This is a genomic window from Gemmata palustris (assembly GCF_017939745.1).
Taxonomy (GTDB): Bacteria; Planctomycetota; Planctomycetia; order Gemmatales; family Gemmataceae; genus Gemmata; species Gemmata palustris.
On record NZ_JAGKQQ010000001.1, the window covers coordinates 666,033 to 682,335 of the forward strand.

General features: G+C 66.5%; 13 protein-coding genes, 1 tRNA gene and 1 pseudogene. 7 read left to right on the forward strand and 8 right to left on the reverse strand.

Translation table 11 applies throughout. From position 1 onward, the window contains the following. Positions 1-110 precede the first annotated feature (110 nt). Together J8F10_RS02665 and J8F10_RS02670 are read left to right on the forward strand one after the other, a co-directional pair. Positions 111-2,522 (forward strand): sigma-70 family RNA polymerase sigma factor, encoded by a 2,412-nt coding sequence (locus J8F10_RS02665; protein WP_210652342.1) that lies wholly within the window; start codon positions 111-113, stop codon positions 2,520-2,522. A 39-nt stretch (positions 2,523-2,561) separates the two neighbouring features. Further along, the gene (locus J8F10_RS02670) at positions 2,562-3,686 is read left to right on the forward strand and encodes an ISAs1 family transposase (protein WP_210652343.1); all 1,125 of its coding nucleotides are present in this window, start codon (positions 2,562-2,564) and stop codon (positions 3,684-3,686) included. Positions 3,687-3,745: 59 nt separating this feature from the next. Here J8F10_RS02670 and J8F10_RS02675 read toward each other — a convergent pair whose 3' ends face one another. From J8F10_RS02675 to J8F10_RS02705, 7 genes and pseudogenes are all read right to left on the reverse strand, one after another. Then, a complete protein-coding gene (locus J8F10_RS02675) occupies positions 3,746-5,056 on the reverse strand; it encodes a PKD domain-containing protein (protein WP_210652344.1) in 1,311 nt (436 codons plus the stop codon). A 151-nt stretch (positions 5,057-5,207) separates the two neighbouring features. Beyond that, positions 5,208-5,993: a hypothetical protein gene (locus J8F10_RS02680; RefSeq protein WP_210652345.1), complete on the reverse strand. Its 786-nt coding sequence runs from the start codon at positions 5,991-5,993 to the stop codon at positions 5,208-5,210. 129 nt (positions 5,994-6,122) lie between these two features. Then, positions 6,123-7,193, reverse strand: coding sequence for a GNAT family N-acetyltransferase (locus J8F10_RS02685; RefSeq protein ID WP_210652346.1), 1,071 nt, complete (start codon positions 7,191-7,193; stop codon positions 6,123-6,125). Then, positions 7,190-7,636 carry an ACT domain-containing protein gene (locus J8F10_RS40540; protein WP_210661718.1) on the reverse strand — a complete coding sequence of 149 codons (447 nt, stop codon included), beginning with the start codon at positions 7,634-7,636 and terminating at the stop codon, positions 7,190-7,192. Before J8F10_RS40540 ends, J8F10_RS02685 begins: the two co-directional genes overlap by 4 nt. Further along, positions 7,610-8,560: pseudogene (locus tag J8F10_RS02695) on the reverse strand (nitrilase-related carbon-nitrogen hydrolase); the annotation flags it as partial. The pseudogene J8F10_RS02695 and the gene J8F10_RS40540, both read right to left, overlap by 27 nt. Positions 8,561-8,632: 72 nt before the next feature. Next, entirely contained in the window at positions 8,633-8,992 is a 360-nt protein-coding gene (locus J8F10_RS02700) for a cupin domain-containing protein (protein WP_210652347.1), read from the reverse strand. Between the two features lie 408 nt (positions 8,993-9,400). Continuing rightward, positions 9,401-9,471: transfer RNA gene (locus tag J8F10_RS02705), tRNA-Gly, on the reverse strand. 158 nt (positions 9,472-9,629) lie between these two features. On the opposite strand from J8F10_RS02705, the gene J8F10_RS02710 reads away from it, so the two are divergent. Then, positions 9,630-11,432, forward strand: coding sequence for an outer membrane protein assembly factor BamB family protein (locus J8F10_RS02710; RefSeq protein WP_210652348.1), 1,803 nt, complete (start codon positions 9,630-9,632; stop codon positions 11,430-11,432). On the opposite strand, the gene J8F10_RS02715 is transcribed toward J8F10_RS02710, so the two are convergent. Further along, complete coding sequence (locus J8F10_RS02715; RefSeq protein ID WP_210652349.1) at positions 11,429-11,656, reverse strand: hypothetical protein; 228 nt, start codon at positions 11,654-11,656, stop codon at positions 11,429-11,431. The genes J8F10_RS02710 and J8F10_RS02715 overlap by 4 nt on opposite strands. Before the next feature lie 135 nt (positions 11,657-11,791). Here J8F10_RS02715 and J8F10_RS02720 point away from each other — a divergent pair, with 135 nt between their 5' ends. The 4 genes from J8F10_RS02720 (at position 11,792) to J8F10_RS02735 (ending at position 16,239) form a co-directional block, all read left to right on the forward strand. Further along, positions 11,792-12,367: a glutathione peroxidase gene (locus J8F10_RS02720; protein ID WP_210652350.1), complete on the forward strand. Its 576-nt coding sequence runs from the start codon at positions 11,792-11,794 to the stop codon at positions 12,365-12,367. A 68-nt stretch (positions 12,368-12,435) separates the two neighbouring features. Further along, a complete protein-coding gene (gene folP / locus J8F10_RS02725) occupies positions 12,436-13,284 on the forward strand; it encodes a dihydropteroate synthase (RefSeq protein WP_210652351.1) in 849 nt (282 codons plus the stop codon). 9 nt (positions 13,285-13,293) lie between these two features. Next, positions 13,294-14,583, forward strand: coding sequence for a glutamate-5-semialdehyde dehydrogenase (locus J8F10_RS02730; protein WP_210652352.1), 1,290 nt, complete (start codon positions 13,294-13,296; stop codon positions 14,581-14,583). A 129-nt stretch (positions 14,584-14,712) separates the two neighbouring features. After that, positions 14,713-16,239: a HEAT repeat domain-containing protein gene (locus J8F10_RS02735; RefSeq protein ID WP_210652353.1), complete on the forward strand. Its 1,527-nt coding sequence runs from the start codon at positions 14,713-14,715 to the stop codon at positions 16,237-16,239. The last annotated feature ends 64 nt before the right edge of the window (positions 16,240-16,303 follow it).

Here is a 16,303-nt window from a genome sequence, read left to right on the forward strand (position 1 = left end):
GTGCGGGGAGGCACCCGCAACGGGTCACGATCCGGGGAATCGTGTTTTCCGCGCGCAGAACCGGGCGCCGGCCGGCAACTATATCGAGGGCGACGCGAGAGGGAGGCGCTGTGGACCACGGCTTACATTCGATCATCCAGCGCACGGTCGGGGACGTGCGCCCCGACGCCGAGTTGCTGGCGCTGATCCGGGACGATCAAACTGCGACTGCCGAACTGCTCTCGCGGCACGGGCCGCTGGTGTGGGGCGTGTGTCGGCACCTGCTCGGAGAGGCCGACGCCGAGGACGCATTTCAAGCGACGTTTCTGGTTCTCCTCCGCTCCTCCGTCCGTGACGGGACGGTTTTGGCTTCGTGGCTTCACGGCGTGGCCCTGCGGGTTTCGCTCGCCGCGCGCCGGGCCGCCGGGCGCCGACGGACTCACGAGCGGGACGCGGCCGCGCCCGAGCCGGCTGCGCCGTCACTGCCAGACGATTGGGAGAACACGATGGCGGCCGTCCACCGGGAGGTGGCCGCCCTACCCGAAGCCGATCGCACGGCGTTTATTTTGTGCGTGTTGGAAGGATTAACCCAGGCCGAAACCGCGCGCCGGCTCGGGTCCACACCGGGCGCGGTCGCCGGGCACGTTGCTCGCGCGAAGAAGCGGTTGGTCGCCCGGCTCACCGAGCGCGGCGTCGTGCCCGGACTGGCCGCGCTGGGGATCGCTTCAGTCGCGGGTGCCGTTCCACCGGGTGTGGTGGGGCACGTGTTGAATCTCACGCGGGCCAATGCGTCGCCCGCCGTTCTGTGGCTCGCGAAAGGAGCAACGGACATGACCGCATTGAGTACCAAGTTGATTCTCGCTGTCGTCGCGGTGACGGTTGGGCTGATTGCCAGCGTTGTGGCAGCCGGGTTCGGCCCTCCGCCCGCGGTGCCTGCAACACCCGCGCCTGCTGGTGCGAAGCCGCCCGAACCAGCCGAAGGAGAACCGAAGCCGGCACAGGTGCTGGCGGGCCACACGGACCGCGTGACATCGGTCGCATTCTCTCCCGATGGTCGGTGGATCGCCACCGCTGCGTGGGACGGCACGGCACGCCTCTGGGACGCGACGACGGGGAAGGAAACGCGCAAATTGGAGTTCCCCGCCACGAAGGGTAACAACGAGTTCGGCCACATTGCCTTTTCGCCAGACGGCACGCTTATTGTGACTTCGGTGCGGGAATCACAAGACAAGTGGGTCGTGGTGGTCTGGGATCAGCGCACCGGCGAAAAAGTACGATCGCTCCCGGCCGAAACCGGCAGCGTCGCGATTTCACCGGACGGAAAACTGATCGCGTGCGGGGGCTATCAACACGTCGGGTTCTACGAGACCGCTACCGGCAAGTTGGTCCGCGAAATTCACGGCGGCGAGAAGCAATTGCGTATCGAATCGCTCACGTTCGCGCCCGACGGCAAGACGCTCCTCTCCACCGGGCACCCGCCCACCCCTCAGCGGGGAGACGGAATTACACGGCTCACCATCATGCCGGACGTCGTCCGCGTTTGGGACGTGGCGACCGGGAAGGAGCACCCGTCCCCTATGAACGGGCAGGTGGTGGGGCGCCTCGGTCAGCACGTGGCTCTGTCGACCGACGGGCGTACTCTCGTTCATTCGAGTGACAAGAATATTATCTTGCGGGACACCGCGACGGGGCGGGATCGCGCCAAACTGACCGGGCACAAGGACGCGATCTGTGATTTTGCCTTCTCGCCCGATGGTCGGACACTCGCAACGGGAAGCATGGACGGCACCGTGCGCCTCTGGGATCTGCCCTCGGGCAAGGAACTCGGCCGTTTCGGTCAGGAGGTCGATCCGACCAAAGGTGGTTGGGTACTGTCCGTTGCGTTTTCTCCTGACGGGCGGTCACTGGTAGCGGGCGGGCTCAACAAAACTGGCGATGTCTGGGACGTGGGCCGGATCACGGGTCGGGTGCGGGCACCGGTCGAGCGGTCTGCAACCGAACTCGAAGCGGACTGGAAGGATCTCGCGGGCGACGCGGCAAAAGGGTTCGCGGCGCTGGGCCGGTTGGTTCTTTCGCCCCAAAGTGGAGCGCCGTTTCTGGCCGAACGGCTCCGGACCGCGTCGAACGCGGACCCCAAACCGATTGAGCGCCTGATCGGGGATCTGGACAACGAAACGTTCGCGGTTCGTGAGCGAGCCACGAAGGAACTGACGGCTCTCGGGGATCGTGTGGCCCATTCGCTCCGAAAGGCGCTGGCCGGCAACCCGTCTCCAGAAGCTCGGCAGCGGCTGAACGCACTACTGGCTCGAATCGACGGCGCGGAACCGTCCGTGGAAACGCTTCGCGAGATACGAGCGGTGGAAGCGCTCGAAGCCATCGGGACCGCGGATGCCCGGAAGTTGCTCGATGTACTCGCGGCGGGGCCTTCTGAAATGCGCCTGGCGCAGGAGGCGAAGGCGTCCGCCGACCGGCTGGCTAAACGGAGTGCCGCTTCCACACGATCGCCCGCAGGGTGCACGCACTATGAACTCGTGACGTGGTGAGGGCTTACGGCTACACCGAGGTCATCAGGAGGATGCCCGATGCCGTTGCCGCTCGCTACTGTGCTTGCCGACGTACCGGACCCGCGCCGTGATACCGAGAACAAGCTGCACCTGTTGACCGACATCCTGACCATCGCAACGTGCGCGATCATCGCCGGGGCCGACGGGTGGGAGCAGATCGCCGCCTACGGCGAGGCCAAGGAGGAGTTCTTCGGGCGGTTCCTCGAACTACCCAACGGGATCCCGAGTCACGACACGTTCGGTCGGGTGTTCGCCAAGCTCGACCCGGATGCGTTCGCCGACCGGTTCGGGCGGTGGATGGCTTCGGCGTGTGAAGCCACCGGACTGGTTCAGGTGGCCATCGACGGCAAGAGCGCCCGGCACTCACCCACGGGCACGTTCACCGGGTGCCTGCACTTGGTCGAGGCGTGGGCGGTCGAGAACCGGTTGATCCTGGGGATGCGGTCGGTGCCCGAGGGCGGACACGAGATCACCACGATCCCGGACCTACTGGGGGCGCTGGACCTGGCCGGGGCGTTGGTGACCATCGACGCGGCCGGGTGTCAGAAGGCGACGGTGGCCCAGATCCGCGAGCAGGGCGGGGATTACCTGGTGTGCGTGAAGGGGAACCAGAAGGGGTTGCGGGACGCAGTGGCGGATGTGTTCGCGCGGGCCGGTGAGGCCGAGTTCGCCGGGTGTGACATGGCCTCGGAGGTGAGTGCGGGGCACGGGCGCGACGAGGAGCGGTATGTGACGGTGGTCCAGGCCCCGGATGGGTTGCCGGACGGGTGGACCGATGTCGGGGCGGTGGCATTGGTGTGCCGGGAGCGGTCGGTGAGCGGGGCGCGGGCCGAAAGCACCGCCCACTACTACCTGACGAGTCTGCACGTGGGCGCGGACGTGTTGGCCGGTTACATCCGCAATCACTGGGGCATCGAGAACGGGCTCCACTGGGTGCTCGATGTGTCGTTCCGAGAAGACGAGAGCCGCGCCCGGGCCGGCCACGCGGGTGCCAACCTGGGGATGCTCCGTCGCGTCGCGGTGTCGCTGCTCAAGTGCGCCGGGACCAAGGGCAGCATTCAAACCCGGCGCATGAGGGCCGGGTGGGACGACGATTACTTGCTCAAAGTGCTACAAGGCATCAACGCCGAATATAGTGCGTGAGCCCTGCGATCGCCCGTGCCACAAAAGTAGGCGCACGGGCGGCAATCTCGTTCGGTCAGTTACTTCGTCGTCACCCAAGTGACGACCACCGTTTCGCCTTCGAGCTTCGCGCTATATCCCGGCCCTTGCTGCGTTTCCGACCAGGGGAAACTGAGCGGCTTTTTGCCGGCTTGAGGTGCTTGCAGCAGCGTGGCCGGTTTGCCGTCGCGGACGCTGCGAATTTCGAGCTGGTATTCGCGCTTACTCCCGCTGAGCCCGAGCGGCGCGGGCGGGAGGGGCAGGTCGGCGCGGATCGTTTGGCCGACCATCGCGAACGTACCCGTCACCATCGTCACACTCGCGGGGAGCGGCGTCGTGCGTTCCTGGGTCACCTTCACGCGGACGAGCGCGTCGGACCCGCCTGCGGCCTTGTTCGTCGCCTTGGTGTCACCGGCCCATTCGCCGGTTACCTTCACCGCGCGCTTGTCCGGGGCCACTTCCACTTTGACGTTCTTCGCGCTGGCCGGGGAGGTGCCGAGCGCCGCTTCCGTGATACTGTGCCCGGGCCGGGCCGCGATGTACTTGGTGAACGTGGTCGCGCCCTTGTCGCCGGGAACCGGGACCGCGACCGATTCGACCGTCGTGGCGCGGTCCACTTTGGTCCCGGAGTCGGTCACTTTCAGGACGGCCATCGTCGTGCCCTCGCGCGGTTTTTCGACCGTCGCGGACCCGGATTGCTTCGCGGCCTGTTTCCCGTTGTGCGCAACGAGCGAAATGGGGAATGTGCCCGACTTCTCGAACGTCACGAGTCGGTCGATTTTGCCCCCCGCGGTCACTTCTACGCCGTTTTCGCCAAAGTCCCACACACATGTACTCGCATTGGCAACGTCGGCGGTGAGGCGGAACGTTGCCGGTGCGGTCGTACCGGACACGGGCTGCACCGCGAATGCGTTAATGCTCGGTGGAGGGCCATTTTGTGTCGCCGCGGCTACGTCGATCGGAACCGTGCGCTCGTTCTCGTCGCCCAGGTAGTTGCGGACCGTGAGCTTGACCGTGTAACTGCCCGGTTTGGCATACGTGTGCGAAACGTGCTGGTCGGCGGCGTAGGGTTCGAGGGGGGTGCCGTCGCCGAAGTCCCACCAGCCGCTCTCGCCGCTGGCGCGGTTGTCGCAGGCCAGGGTCAACCCGTCGGGGTTGACGGCGAAGTTCGCGACCGGTTTGGTCGGCTTCACCACGCGATCAACGACCGCGGTCGCGTAGGTCCCGGCTGCGCCGCCCCCGAGACCGAGGAAACCGAGGAGCGCGGCCTTGAGCCAGCCGCTCGAACCCGACTTCGCGGGCGTCGAGTGTGAAGTGGGTGCGGGTGTCGGGGCGTGAGCAGTATCGGACATCGCGCGGCCCTCCGTGACCGGGAAGAATTTCGGATTACGGAGGATACGCCGGAAGGGAAAATTAGAGCAAGACGAACCGGAAACACGTTCGTCACGTGGCAATAGCTTGTAATGACAACGAACGGGCACCGTTGTGGTGCCGCGGTGACGTCTACGATCGGAATTTCGTCAAGCCGAAAATCAGCATCCCGAACACCATCGCCAGGAGCATGAGCACCGTGACTGGTTGTGTCTGGCCGCGATCGGGTTCGGACCCGGTCTCCGGGGCGAGGTGTACTCGCGCGGGCGCGACAGGGACTGCTTGTGCGCGGGTCGGCTCGGCGCCCCTCGGCGCGCGGGTGTTCCGGTCGCCGCGTTCTTCCAGTTGAGCCAAACCGACGGCGAGGCCGATCCCGGTCAGGACGACACCCGCGATGATTCCCGCGATCACGACCGGATTCTGAGCGAGATCTTTGACCGCGTTCGGACCGCCGCCCACACCCAGCGACCAAGCCAAAAACACAACTCCGAGAGCGAGTGCGACGGCCACGACGCCAAAAATAACACTGAACAGCACTTGAAACAGCACGATCAGGCAGGCCCGAGGAAAAGTAGTCGGTAACCCACCCATCAGCACCAGTACGAGAACCAGCACGTTGAACGGCAACGAAACCAGCGCGCTGGCGAACGCCGTGTCGATTATGTCAGCCGGGTTGATGAAGGCGAGGTCGGTGACGAACTGTGTCACGCCCCAGTTGATTACGAAGTTGAGCACGTTCGCGATCATCAGGAGGGTGATCGACCAATCGAGAGACGGGAGCGGGACCGCGGCCACGCGCCGGCGCCCGCCCCGGATCATGACGTTCGCAGCGCGGAGCGAGGCACGAAGGACGATCGCGCCGATGAACGAGGAGACCAGCGTTAATATGACGAGGTGGAGAATCCATGCGTTGCCCATCCAAGTCTCTCCGAAATGACCGCGCCGGAACTCTGGGTAATGTCGTTTATCGTTGGTCGATGGTCGTTCGGTCAGCTTACCACGTAGTCGGGGTGGACCGGTACCACTTTGGCCGTTCGCCCGGTCCGCCTACCTCAGCACATGAACGGCGACCTCGCACTCGGGGTAGCGGTCGGTGGCCGGGTCGCGCCGGACCTGTGTGACAACGAACCCGCACTTCTGGAGGACTCGAAGGGACGCCTCGTTACTCGTGGCGGCGGTGGCAACGAGCGGCCGTTTCGTGACCCCGTCCAGCAGCAGGTGCAACGCCCGGCTTGCAACTCCCTTTCCCCAATGCGCCCGGTCGATCCAGTACCCGACGTGATCCTCGCCGTCCATTGGGAAGCACGAGATGATCCCGATGAACTCTCCACCGACGAGGATCGCCCGGGCGGTGATGTTCGGGTCGTCCAGGGACTTCGCCCAATGTGAGTCGAACGCCTCCCGGGTTCGAGGAATCGTGGCCGCCATCCGGTTCGAGTCCGGGTCGAGCTGCAGGTCGTACATCCGGGGCAGGTCGCCCGACTCGACCGGGCGGAGTCGAACCCGGTCATCCACCGGCGGGGCGTCGTTCCCCAACTTCTGAGCAATGAGATAGACGTGGCCCTCGGGGTACTGGTCGTATTCCAGGTGGCGGCAGACGCAGCCCGCTTCGGCGAGGACTCGCAGGGTCTTGGGGACGCCGAGCGTGGCGTGGTACATGGGCGGTCCCATGTACGAGTTCTGCTTCTCGTCCGGTGTGTCCGTCCCGCCCATCGTGAAGACGAGCACCCCGCTCGCAGACAGCCCCCGGCACAGCTTCGTCAGAACCGCTTCCTGCTCGGCCAGCGGGACGTGCCACACGCTGTCCCACGCCACGATCAGGTCATATGACCGAGGCAGTTCCCACCCGCAAATGTCGGCGTGGAACAGCCGGGCGTCGGGGTGGCGGTCCCGGGCGAGGGCGAGCATCGCCGGGGACACGTCGAGGCCGTCCGTGCGGAACCCGTGCCCGCCCAACAGCCCCATCAACCGCCCCGTGCCGCACCCCACATCGAGGGCGGCGCCCCTATGCTTCACGAAACCGACGGCCCGCTCGATCTGGGCGAACCCGTAGGTCGAGACGTCGAGCCACTGGTCGGCGATCTGGTCGTAGCTGGCGGCGACTTGTTCGGGAGTCATGTGCTCAACAGCTCCACTGTATGTCCGGCTGCTCGTAGGGCGGCGACTGCCTCCGGGAACCGCTCGGCCTTCACCAGCAAGTAGTCCGTGTCGAACGTCGAGAACGCGAACACTCCGATCCCGGCCCTCGCGATCGGCGCGGTGAGTGACGCCAGCACGCCGACGAGGGTGAACGGCATTGCCCCGGCCACACGGAGGCACCGCCATCCGCGATCACAGTGCGTACCCTCGGGGACCAGTTCCTGCCGACACACCACCGATAACTCGTCGGCCGTCCGGCTGAGGTTGAACACGTCACCCGCCGTCGCCCAGGCCGGGGCCGCCGAACCGGGCGGCAGCTTGCAGACGGCGAACCGCCCGGCCACTTCGAGCAGTGTGAGCGGGGGTGGGGTCGCCCCGTGGCTCAGCGCGGCGGCATCGGTCGTGAACGTCACCGGCTTCATCGCAGTTTCGTTGACGGTCAGCCGGAACACGTCCGGCCGGGCGTAGTGGCCCACCACGTCGAAGTCGAACTTGGCGCGCACGAGGTCGGCCCGGTCCAGGTCGGCGACCAGCACCGCCTCCTCGCCGTACACTGGTCCGGCGAGCAGTTGCCCGAGCGGGCCGACGACACAACTGCCGCCCCGAATCAGCCAGTCCTGGTCGGCCGGGAACCGCCCGGTCGGGTAGCCGGGCGGCAGGTCGGTTCGCCGCAACACCTGACACGCCGACAGGACGAAGCACCGACCTTCAAGGGCGATGTGCCGCACCGTGGGCACCCACGTCTCCCGGTCGTCCACGGTGATCGCACAGTACAGTTCCACACCTTTGGCGTACATCGCGGTCCGCAGCAGGGGCATGTAGTTTTCCCAGCAGATGACCGACCCGACCTTACCCAGCGGTGTATCAATGACAGGCAGGGTGGACCCGTCTCCGGTCCCCCAGACCACCCGCTCCAGTGCCGTTGGCACCAGCTTCCGGTGCGTGCCGAGGAGAGCGCCGTCGGGTCCGAACGTGAGCGCCGAGCAGTACAGAGTGCCGCCCTTCCGCTCGATCACCCCGACGACAAGGTACGTGGCGTGCTGCCTGGCAATGGAGCCGATCCGCTCGGTTGCCGGTCCCGGCACATCAATGGCGCTCTCGAAGTAGCGGCGGAAGTCGTCCCGACCCTCGGGCGTCCGCACGCCGAGGCTGACCCCGAAGTCGTACCCCTTCGGGTAGCCGCCGACGAACGCCTCCGGGAACACAACGAGTTCGGCCTTCTTCCGGGCGGCGTCGGCCGTCAGGTCGGCGAGTTTATCGAGCGTCCGGGGCGTGTCGAACAGCACCGGGGCCGACTGCACGACCGCCACACGAACAGTGCGAGCGGCACGAGCGTCGTTCGTCATGCGTCACCCTCCTTCGGTCCGAAAAGTCACGTGCGGGTCGTGGTATAGCGGGAGCGCGATCCCCTCCGTGTGTCAGATGCGGTCGGGCCGGTCCACCGTCCGCACGTCCCGCACGTCACCCGTGTTCAGCGTCGTAGCCGGCTCGAACAGCAGGACGTGAACTTCGTCCTCGGCCACCGGTCGGTGTTCGACGCCCCTCGGGACGATCAGGAACTCGCCCTCCTCCAGCCAGACGTGGCGGTCCCGGAACTCCATGCGGAACCGGCCGCGGACAACCAGGAACAACTCGTCCTCGTGGTCGTGGTGGTGCCAGACGAACTCGCCCCGAAACTTCACCAGTTTGACGTGTTGGCCGTTCAAGTCGCCGACTACTTTCGGACTCCAGTGGTCCGAGAACAGGGCCAACTTGTCCCGCAGGTTCACCTTCTCCATGCTGACCGTCTCCGCCCGCACCGGCACCGTATTCGACCGGGGATAAGATAGTCGAAGGTTGTTCGGCAGTCCGGGCGGCGGTCGTTGTCAACGGTTCGGGCCGCGACCAGCGGGCGGAAGAGACGGTCGAGCAGTGACCAAGAAGGGTATCCCGATAAGGAGATCGAGGACGTTTTCGCCGGCGGGTCCGTCGAACCGGCCCGGTTCGACTCGAACGACCTCAGATTTAGCGGTGGCAGGTGTCGACAGGTGATGTTGTGAAGGGGGAACCGCGACTAACGGAGTTGGTTTGGGGTGGCGAAGTGTACCGAGATTCTTGAGGTTCTTCCCGAATTTGTTCGCAGATTTGTCCGCAAAATGACAGTAACGAGACGTGTTGTAAGTCTTGATCTTTCAGAGATTTAAAAGAGCGGGATACGAGAGTCGAACTCGTCTCACAGCCTTGGGAAGGCTGGGCACAACCGATATACCAATCCCGCGTCACTCAGATTTTACCCCGCGTTCCGCTGCGGGCAAGTCTACTTTTCGTTTCTCGTTCGGGTCGCGCTTCGCACGTGCCGGAAAACACGTTCCCCTCATCCGGGTGAGTGCGTAGATTAGTTAAAGCGTCGTTCCCCGTCCACCCCCGGAGATCGCTATGCGTCGCCACGGGATGTTGTTCGTCGTCGCGCTGCCGCTCGTTGCGCTGCTGCTGGTTCCGGTTTTTGGGGACGACCCGATACCGGTGCCGATCAAGCGCCCGGCCCGCCCGCCCGTAGGCGGCACAACCGCCGCCAACGCACAACTGACCGACGAGGGCGCGCTCAAGGAAGCCGGGCTGTCCGCGACCGAGGCGGGGCCGCTCATCGACTACCTGAAACTGCGCACGCTCACCGACGCGGACCAGAGCAAGATCGGCGAGGTCATCGCGCGGTTCGGGGGCGACGATTACGAGGAGCGGGTGAAGGCGACCGAAGAGGTCGAGAAGTTCGGGTCCGCGGCGATCGGGCCGCTGAAGACCGCCGAAAAGAACACGGACCCCGAAATCGCGTACCGGGCGCGGCAGGCGCTCAAGCGCATGGAGAAGGTGCCGCACGCCGCGGTCGCCGCGGCCGCCGCCCGCACGCTCGCGAAGCTGAAGCCGAGCGGGGCCGCGGCCGCCCTGATCGGGTTCCTCCCGATGGCCGACTCGGACGAAGTGGCCGAGGAGATCGGGGCCGCGCTGGTCGCGCTGGCCGTCGCGGACGGCAAGGCCGAACCCGCACTCATCAAGGCGCTCGACGACAAGTCGGTCCTGCGCCGGTCCGCGGCCTACGTCGCGCTCATTGAGGGCGGCCCGACCACGGAGCGCATCCGCATTAAAGATGCGTTCCCGCTCGTGAAAGCGGCCGTGGCGAAGGAGCCCGACGTGGACGCCAAGTTCCGCGGGATGTGGGCGCTGCTCCTCACGAGCCGCGAAAAGGAGTTCGTGCCCGCGCTGATCGACCTGATCCCCAAGTTGCCGCGCGGCCGCATCTGGCAGCTCGAAGAGTTCCTCCTCCAGGTGGCCGGCGCGGACAAGCCCGGCGCCCGGTTCGGCAAGTCGGAAGAGTCGCTGGCGAAGGCCAAAGCTGCGTGGGCCGCGTGGTGGGAGAAGAAGGGCGCCGAGTTCGATCTCGTGAAATTCGCGTTCACCCCGCGGATCACGGGGCACACGGACATCATCGAGTTCGACCCGAACTCCGGCCGCTGCCAGCTCATCACGCTGGGGCCGGACGAGAAGGTGAAGGTGAAGATGGGCGCGGTCGGCGTCAACCAGTTGAGCTGGCCGTCGGACGTGAAGAAGCTGCCCAACGGGAACTACCTGATCGCCGAGCAGAACGGGAGCCGGGTCACCGAGCGCGACAGCACCGGGCGCATCGTGAAGAGCACGAGCGTCAGCCAGCCGCTCACGATCGACCTGCTCGCGGACGGCGGGATGGTCGTGGTGTGCCGCAACCAGGTGGTCCAGTACGACAAGGCCATGAAGCAGGTCTGGATGTACTCGCGCCAGCAGTACGACATCATGGGCGGGCGCCGGCTGCCCAACGGCGACATCGTGTTCGTCACGCAGTTCAACGGTAACAACCAGCCCAACATTTACCGGCTCGGCGCCAAGGACGGGAAAGAGATCGGTAAGCCCCTCACGCTGGGCCGGGTCCAGCAGTACCAGTCCATCGACGTGGTGGGCGAGGACAAGATCATGGTGTGCGAGGGCAACCGCGTGGTCGAGTACGACCTGAAGACCAGCAAGGAGGGCTGGAAGTTCGACGTCAACAGTGCGTCGTCGTGCCAGCGCCTGCCGAACGGCAACACGCTGATCGGGTTCCTGGAGTACAACGGGACCGCCGGTCGCGCGATCGAAGTGGACCCGTCGGGCGAGATCGTGTGGGAGTACCGGTCGAAGGACAGCCTGCAAGCGATCCGCGCGTTCCGCCGCTAGTTGTTGCGCGGGTCCGCTCCGAAGTCCGGGGGCGGGAGCGCCTTATCGGGCTTCGGACCCGGTCCGGGGCCGACCGGGTCACCGACCGGACGCGGACCCGGGGCCGGCGGGGGAGCGTCGCTCTTCGCCCGGCTCGGGAAGCAACTGTCCAAAAATCCCGCACCCGGGGCGTTGGTACACCCGGTCAGGGGTGCGAGCGCCGCGAGTAAGATGAACCGTTTCATGCCCCGGCCATAGCGTCGGGCCGGGGGCCGAGCAACCCGACTCGTTCCGGGACCGGTGAATACCCCGGCCCGTTCCGGCATCTACAGAAGTGCCATCCCGTTTCCGTATCCCGCTCCCATCCGAAGGATCACAACATGAAGGTGCTGTTCGTCGCGGCCGTGGCCGCTCTCGCGAGCCTCACGGCCGTCGGCCACGCGGAGGACAAGAAGGTGACCGGCCCGCTCCAATACAAGATGAAGGACATTGACGGCAAGGACCTCGAACTGTCGAAGTACAAGGGCAAGGTCGTGCTGTTCGTGAACGTCGCCAGCGAGTGCGGCCTCACGAAGCAGTACGCCGGGCTGCAGGAACTGTACAAAAAGTACGAGAAGGACGGCTTCGTGCTGGTCGGCGTGCCTGCCAACGAGTTCGGCAAGCAGGAGCCGGGTTCGGACGAAGAGATCAAGAAGTTCTGCAGCACCGAGTACAAGGTCACGTTCCCGATGCTGTCGAAGGTGGTCGTGAAGGGCGACGGCCAGGTGCCGCTCTACAAGACGCTGGTCGAAGCCACCCCGAACAACGGCAAGGTCGAACAGGTGAGCTGGAACTTCGAGAAGTTCCTGGTCGGGCGGGACGGCAAGGTGATCGCGCGGTTCAAGCCGACGGTCGAGCCGAACGCGCCCGAACTGGCGAAGGCGATCAAGGCCGAACTCGAGAAGCCGGCCAAGTAGGTCATCAGGAGATTCGAGGCCGGGAAGTCGCGGGCCGCAAATGGTTTGTGACTTCCCGAGCCGTTGGTATGGCCCCTCTCATCTGGCACCTCCGCGATCGCACGCTCCACATCGGCCCGCGCCCGCTGGTGATGGGCATCGTCAACGTCACCCCGGACAGTTTTTCCGACGGCGGGAAGTTCGCCGACGCGAGCGCCGCGACCGAACACGCGCTGCGGCTCGTGGCGGAAGGGGCCGACATCCTCGACATCGGTGGCGAGTCCACGCGGCCCGGCGCGGACCCGGTTGCGCTCGCCGACGAGCTGCGCCGGGTGGTTCCCGTGGTGAGGGAACTGGCGGCGCGCACCCGCGTGCCGATTTCCGTGGACACGATGAAGTCCGAGGTCGCGTTAGCTTGTCTCGAAGCCGGCGCCGCGATCATCAACGACGTGTCCGGGTTCCGCGCCGCGGCCATGATCGAAGTCGTGAGCGCGTTCCGCGCGGGGGTGATCGTCATGCACATGCGCGGCGACCCCGCAACGATGCAACTGAACCCGCAGTACGCGGACGTTGTCACTGAAGTGACGGACTACCTCCAAGAGAGGTTGCGGGTTCTGGGGGAATCCGGTATCCCACCGGAAGCCGTGTGCCTCGATCCCGGTATCGGCTTCGGGAAGGCGCTCGAACACAACCTGGACCTGCTCGCGAACCTGAACGCCGTCGCGGCGCTGGGGCGGCCCGTCTGTTTGGGCGTGTCGCGCAAGGGGTTTATCGGCAAACTCTGCGGGCGCGAACTGGCCGCGCGCGACCCCGGGTCGCTGGCTGTCGCGTCCGTCGCTGCCGCACGCGGAACCGCACACGTGTTGCGCGTCCACGACGTGGCTGGGGCGCGCGACGCCGCGATCCTGCTCGAAGCCATCGATCAACACCGTCGCTGAGGCTCTCCCGTGTCCGCTCTCCCGCCGAGTTTCGTTCCCCAGGATGATCTGGGCACATTGTGTTTGGGGTTGGCCCAACGCGCGAAGGCCGCCGCCCGCGCCCTCGCAACGGTAGCGACCGCGGCGAAGAACCAGTGGCTGCTCGCCGCCGCGGATGCGCTTGAAGCACATCAGGACGAACTCCTCGCCGCGAACGCGCGCGACGTGGCGGCCGCGCCCGGCTTCGGGCTGAACGCCGCGGCCATCGATCGCCTAACACTGAACCCGAAGCGCATCAAGGCTGCGGCCGAGGGGTTGCGTCAAGTTACCGCACTGCCCGACCCCGTGGGGGAAGTGCGCGAAGCGACCCAGCGCCCCAACGGGCTCCAGATATTGAAGGTCGGTGTGCCGCTGGGGGTCGTGTTCTTCATCTACGAATCGCGGCCTAATGTGACGGCGGACGCCGCTGCCTTATGCGTGAAGAGCGGCAACGCGGTCATTCTTCGCGGCGGAAAAGAAGCGATCCACTCGAACACGGTTCTGCACCGATTATTAAGTGCGGAACTCGCGCGCTGCGGGCTCCCCGCCGACGCGGTTCAACTCGTTCCCACAACCGACCGGCAGGCGGTCGGGCACCTGCTCGCCATGAGCGAGTTCATCGACCTAGCGATCCCGCGCGGCGGAAAGTCGCTGATCCAGCGGGTCGCGTCGGAAGCGCGGATGCCCGTCATCAAGCACTTTGACGGTGTGTGCCACGTGTTCGTCGACGCCGCGGCCGACTTGAAGGTGGCCGAGCGCATCGTGGTGAACGCGAAGTGCCAGCGCCCGGGCACGTGCAACGCGGCCGAGTGCCTGCTCGTTCACGCCGCGGTCGCGGACGAGTTCTTACCCGTTGTCGGTGCATCGCTTGTGGCGAAGGGCGTCGAACTGCGGGGGTGCGAGCAAACGCGCCGCCGGCTCCCCGGTGCGAAACACGCGGCCGACGACGATTACCGCACCGAATATCTCGACCTGATTCTGTCGATCAAGGTGGTCGCGGACCTCGATGAAGCCGTTCGGCACATCGAGACGTTCGGCTCGCATCACACGGACGCGATCGTCACGCGCGACATCAACAGCGCGCGCCTCTTCACGCAGCGCGTGGATTCCGCCGCGGTGATGGTCAACGCGAGCACCCGGTTCAACGACGGATTCGAGCTTGGCCTGGGCGCCGAAATTGGTATCAGCACGGACCGATTCCACGCGCGCGGACCGTGCGGGCTGCGCGAACTGACGACGTACAAGTTCATCGTGACCGGCGACGGGCACGTGCGCGAGTAACGGTGCTATGTTCTGTTGAAAGGGTGCGGCGCGGTGGCGGCGCCGGCCCGTTCGACTGTGGTAGCGGGCCGGGTCGTGGCCGCTACTGCTCCGGCGCACGAGTTGTGCCGACTCCACTGGACGTGACCGATGATCTACGGCGCGTTTATCCTGGTCGTGGCGTGTGGGCTGTTCTGGCTCGCGTACCGGCACCCGCGCCCGCGGCGGTGGCTGTTGCCGACCCGGGCGATGCCGCGCGCTGTGGCCGCCGTGGACCGCCAGCACCGGCACCTCCAGGCCGGCGGACTGCTCGGCGAGTCGACCTGCGAGCGGACGAAAGCCCACTTCCGCGAACTGCTCGACGCCGGGCGCGCCGATCTGGTCGAGCGCGAACTACACGCGGGTTTAGACTTTGCCGTGCAAGTCCGCGCGCTCACCGATCTCGGCACGCCCGCCGCCGCCCGCCTGCTCGAGCGCCAACTCACCCGCGTACTGACGACCGATCCCGTCGAACGGGCGTGGTACTGGGTGGACGTCGCGTCCGGGTTGCGCCGGCTGAACTTCGCCGAAGCGCTCCCAGCGGTGCTCCACTGTGCCGAGGTGGCCGGTGATTCGCCGCAAGGCGCGGTGCTCGCGGCCGAGGCGGTTTGCTTCGCCAATTTCTCCACGCTGTTGCGTCACCCGAGCCGCACCTTGAGCCGTCGGGCGCTGCGGGCGCTGGTTGCCGCCGCTCGTGCCGCGCGGACGGGCACCGTTGATGCCGCGCCGCTGATCCGCGCCGGGTTGGGGGACACGCTCGCCGAACTCACGAGCCGCGCGGACCTGTGCGCTGACCCGTGGTTGACCAGCGCGCTGATCGAGGCCGAGCGCCACTTCCGCCGACTTGGACACTGGGCGCGGTTCGTGCCGCCCGACGTTCGCGCACTGGCCGCGCGCCAGGAAGTGCGCCTCGGGGCCACCGCGGATCACCGGTTGAACTGGCTCGGGGGCGCGCCCGGTCGCTTACTCGCGCGCTTCCCGGTGGCAGGGGCGGACGAGCAGGGGGCCGCGCTCCGGTGCCTGTTCGATTTACGCGCGGACGTGACGAAACTGTTCCCGTATTTGCCGGACCGCCGGGAGCCCTGGTGGACGGACGCGGTTCGCGCACTGCAGTGGGCACGCTCGTCCGTCGTCGGCCCCGTACTGGCGGGGCAGGCGGCGCGCTTCGCGCGCAAAACGCGGCACCACGGGCGCGCCGCGGTCGTCCTCGCGACGCTACGCGGCCACGCCTGTTACGAGGTCGAGCGCGTGCTGGTGCGGAACGCGACCGCCACGAACCCGGCCCTGCGGCACGCGGCCATCGGTTCGCTGGGCTGGTGGCCGCCGTTCGACGCGAACCACGTGGTGCGCACACTTCGCGTCGCCCGTACCGATTCGGACACGGAAACGCGCAGTGCCGCGGTGTCCGCGCTGGCCCGGTTGGGCGAGCGCTCCGCGCTCGCGGAAGTCACGGCCGGCTTGAGCAGCGAGGAACCCGCGATCCGCCAAGGCGCTGCGGGGCGAATCGCGACGGAAGAACTGTCATGGGCGTGGCCGGACCTGGAAACTGCGGCCGAATCGACCGACCCGGACACCGCGCTCGCCGCGGCCGAGGCGCTCGAGTGCCTCCGCGAACGGCTGTTCGGGTTCGCGCGGTAGCGCGGAGCCTTCGCGGTGGGGAGCGTATCCGCCTTCGACCCGGCGGGTACATTTTTGAGGAGGG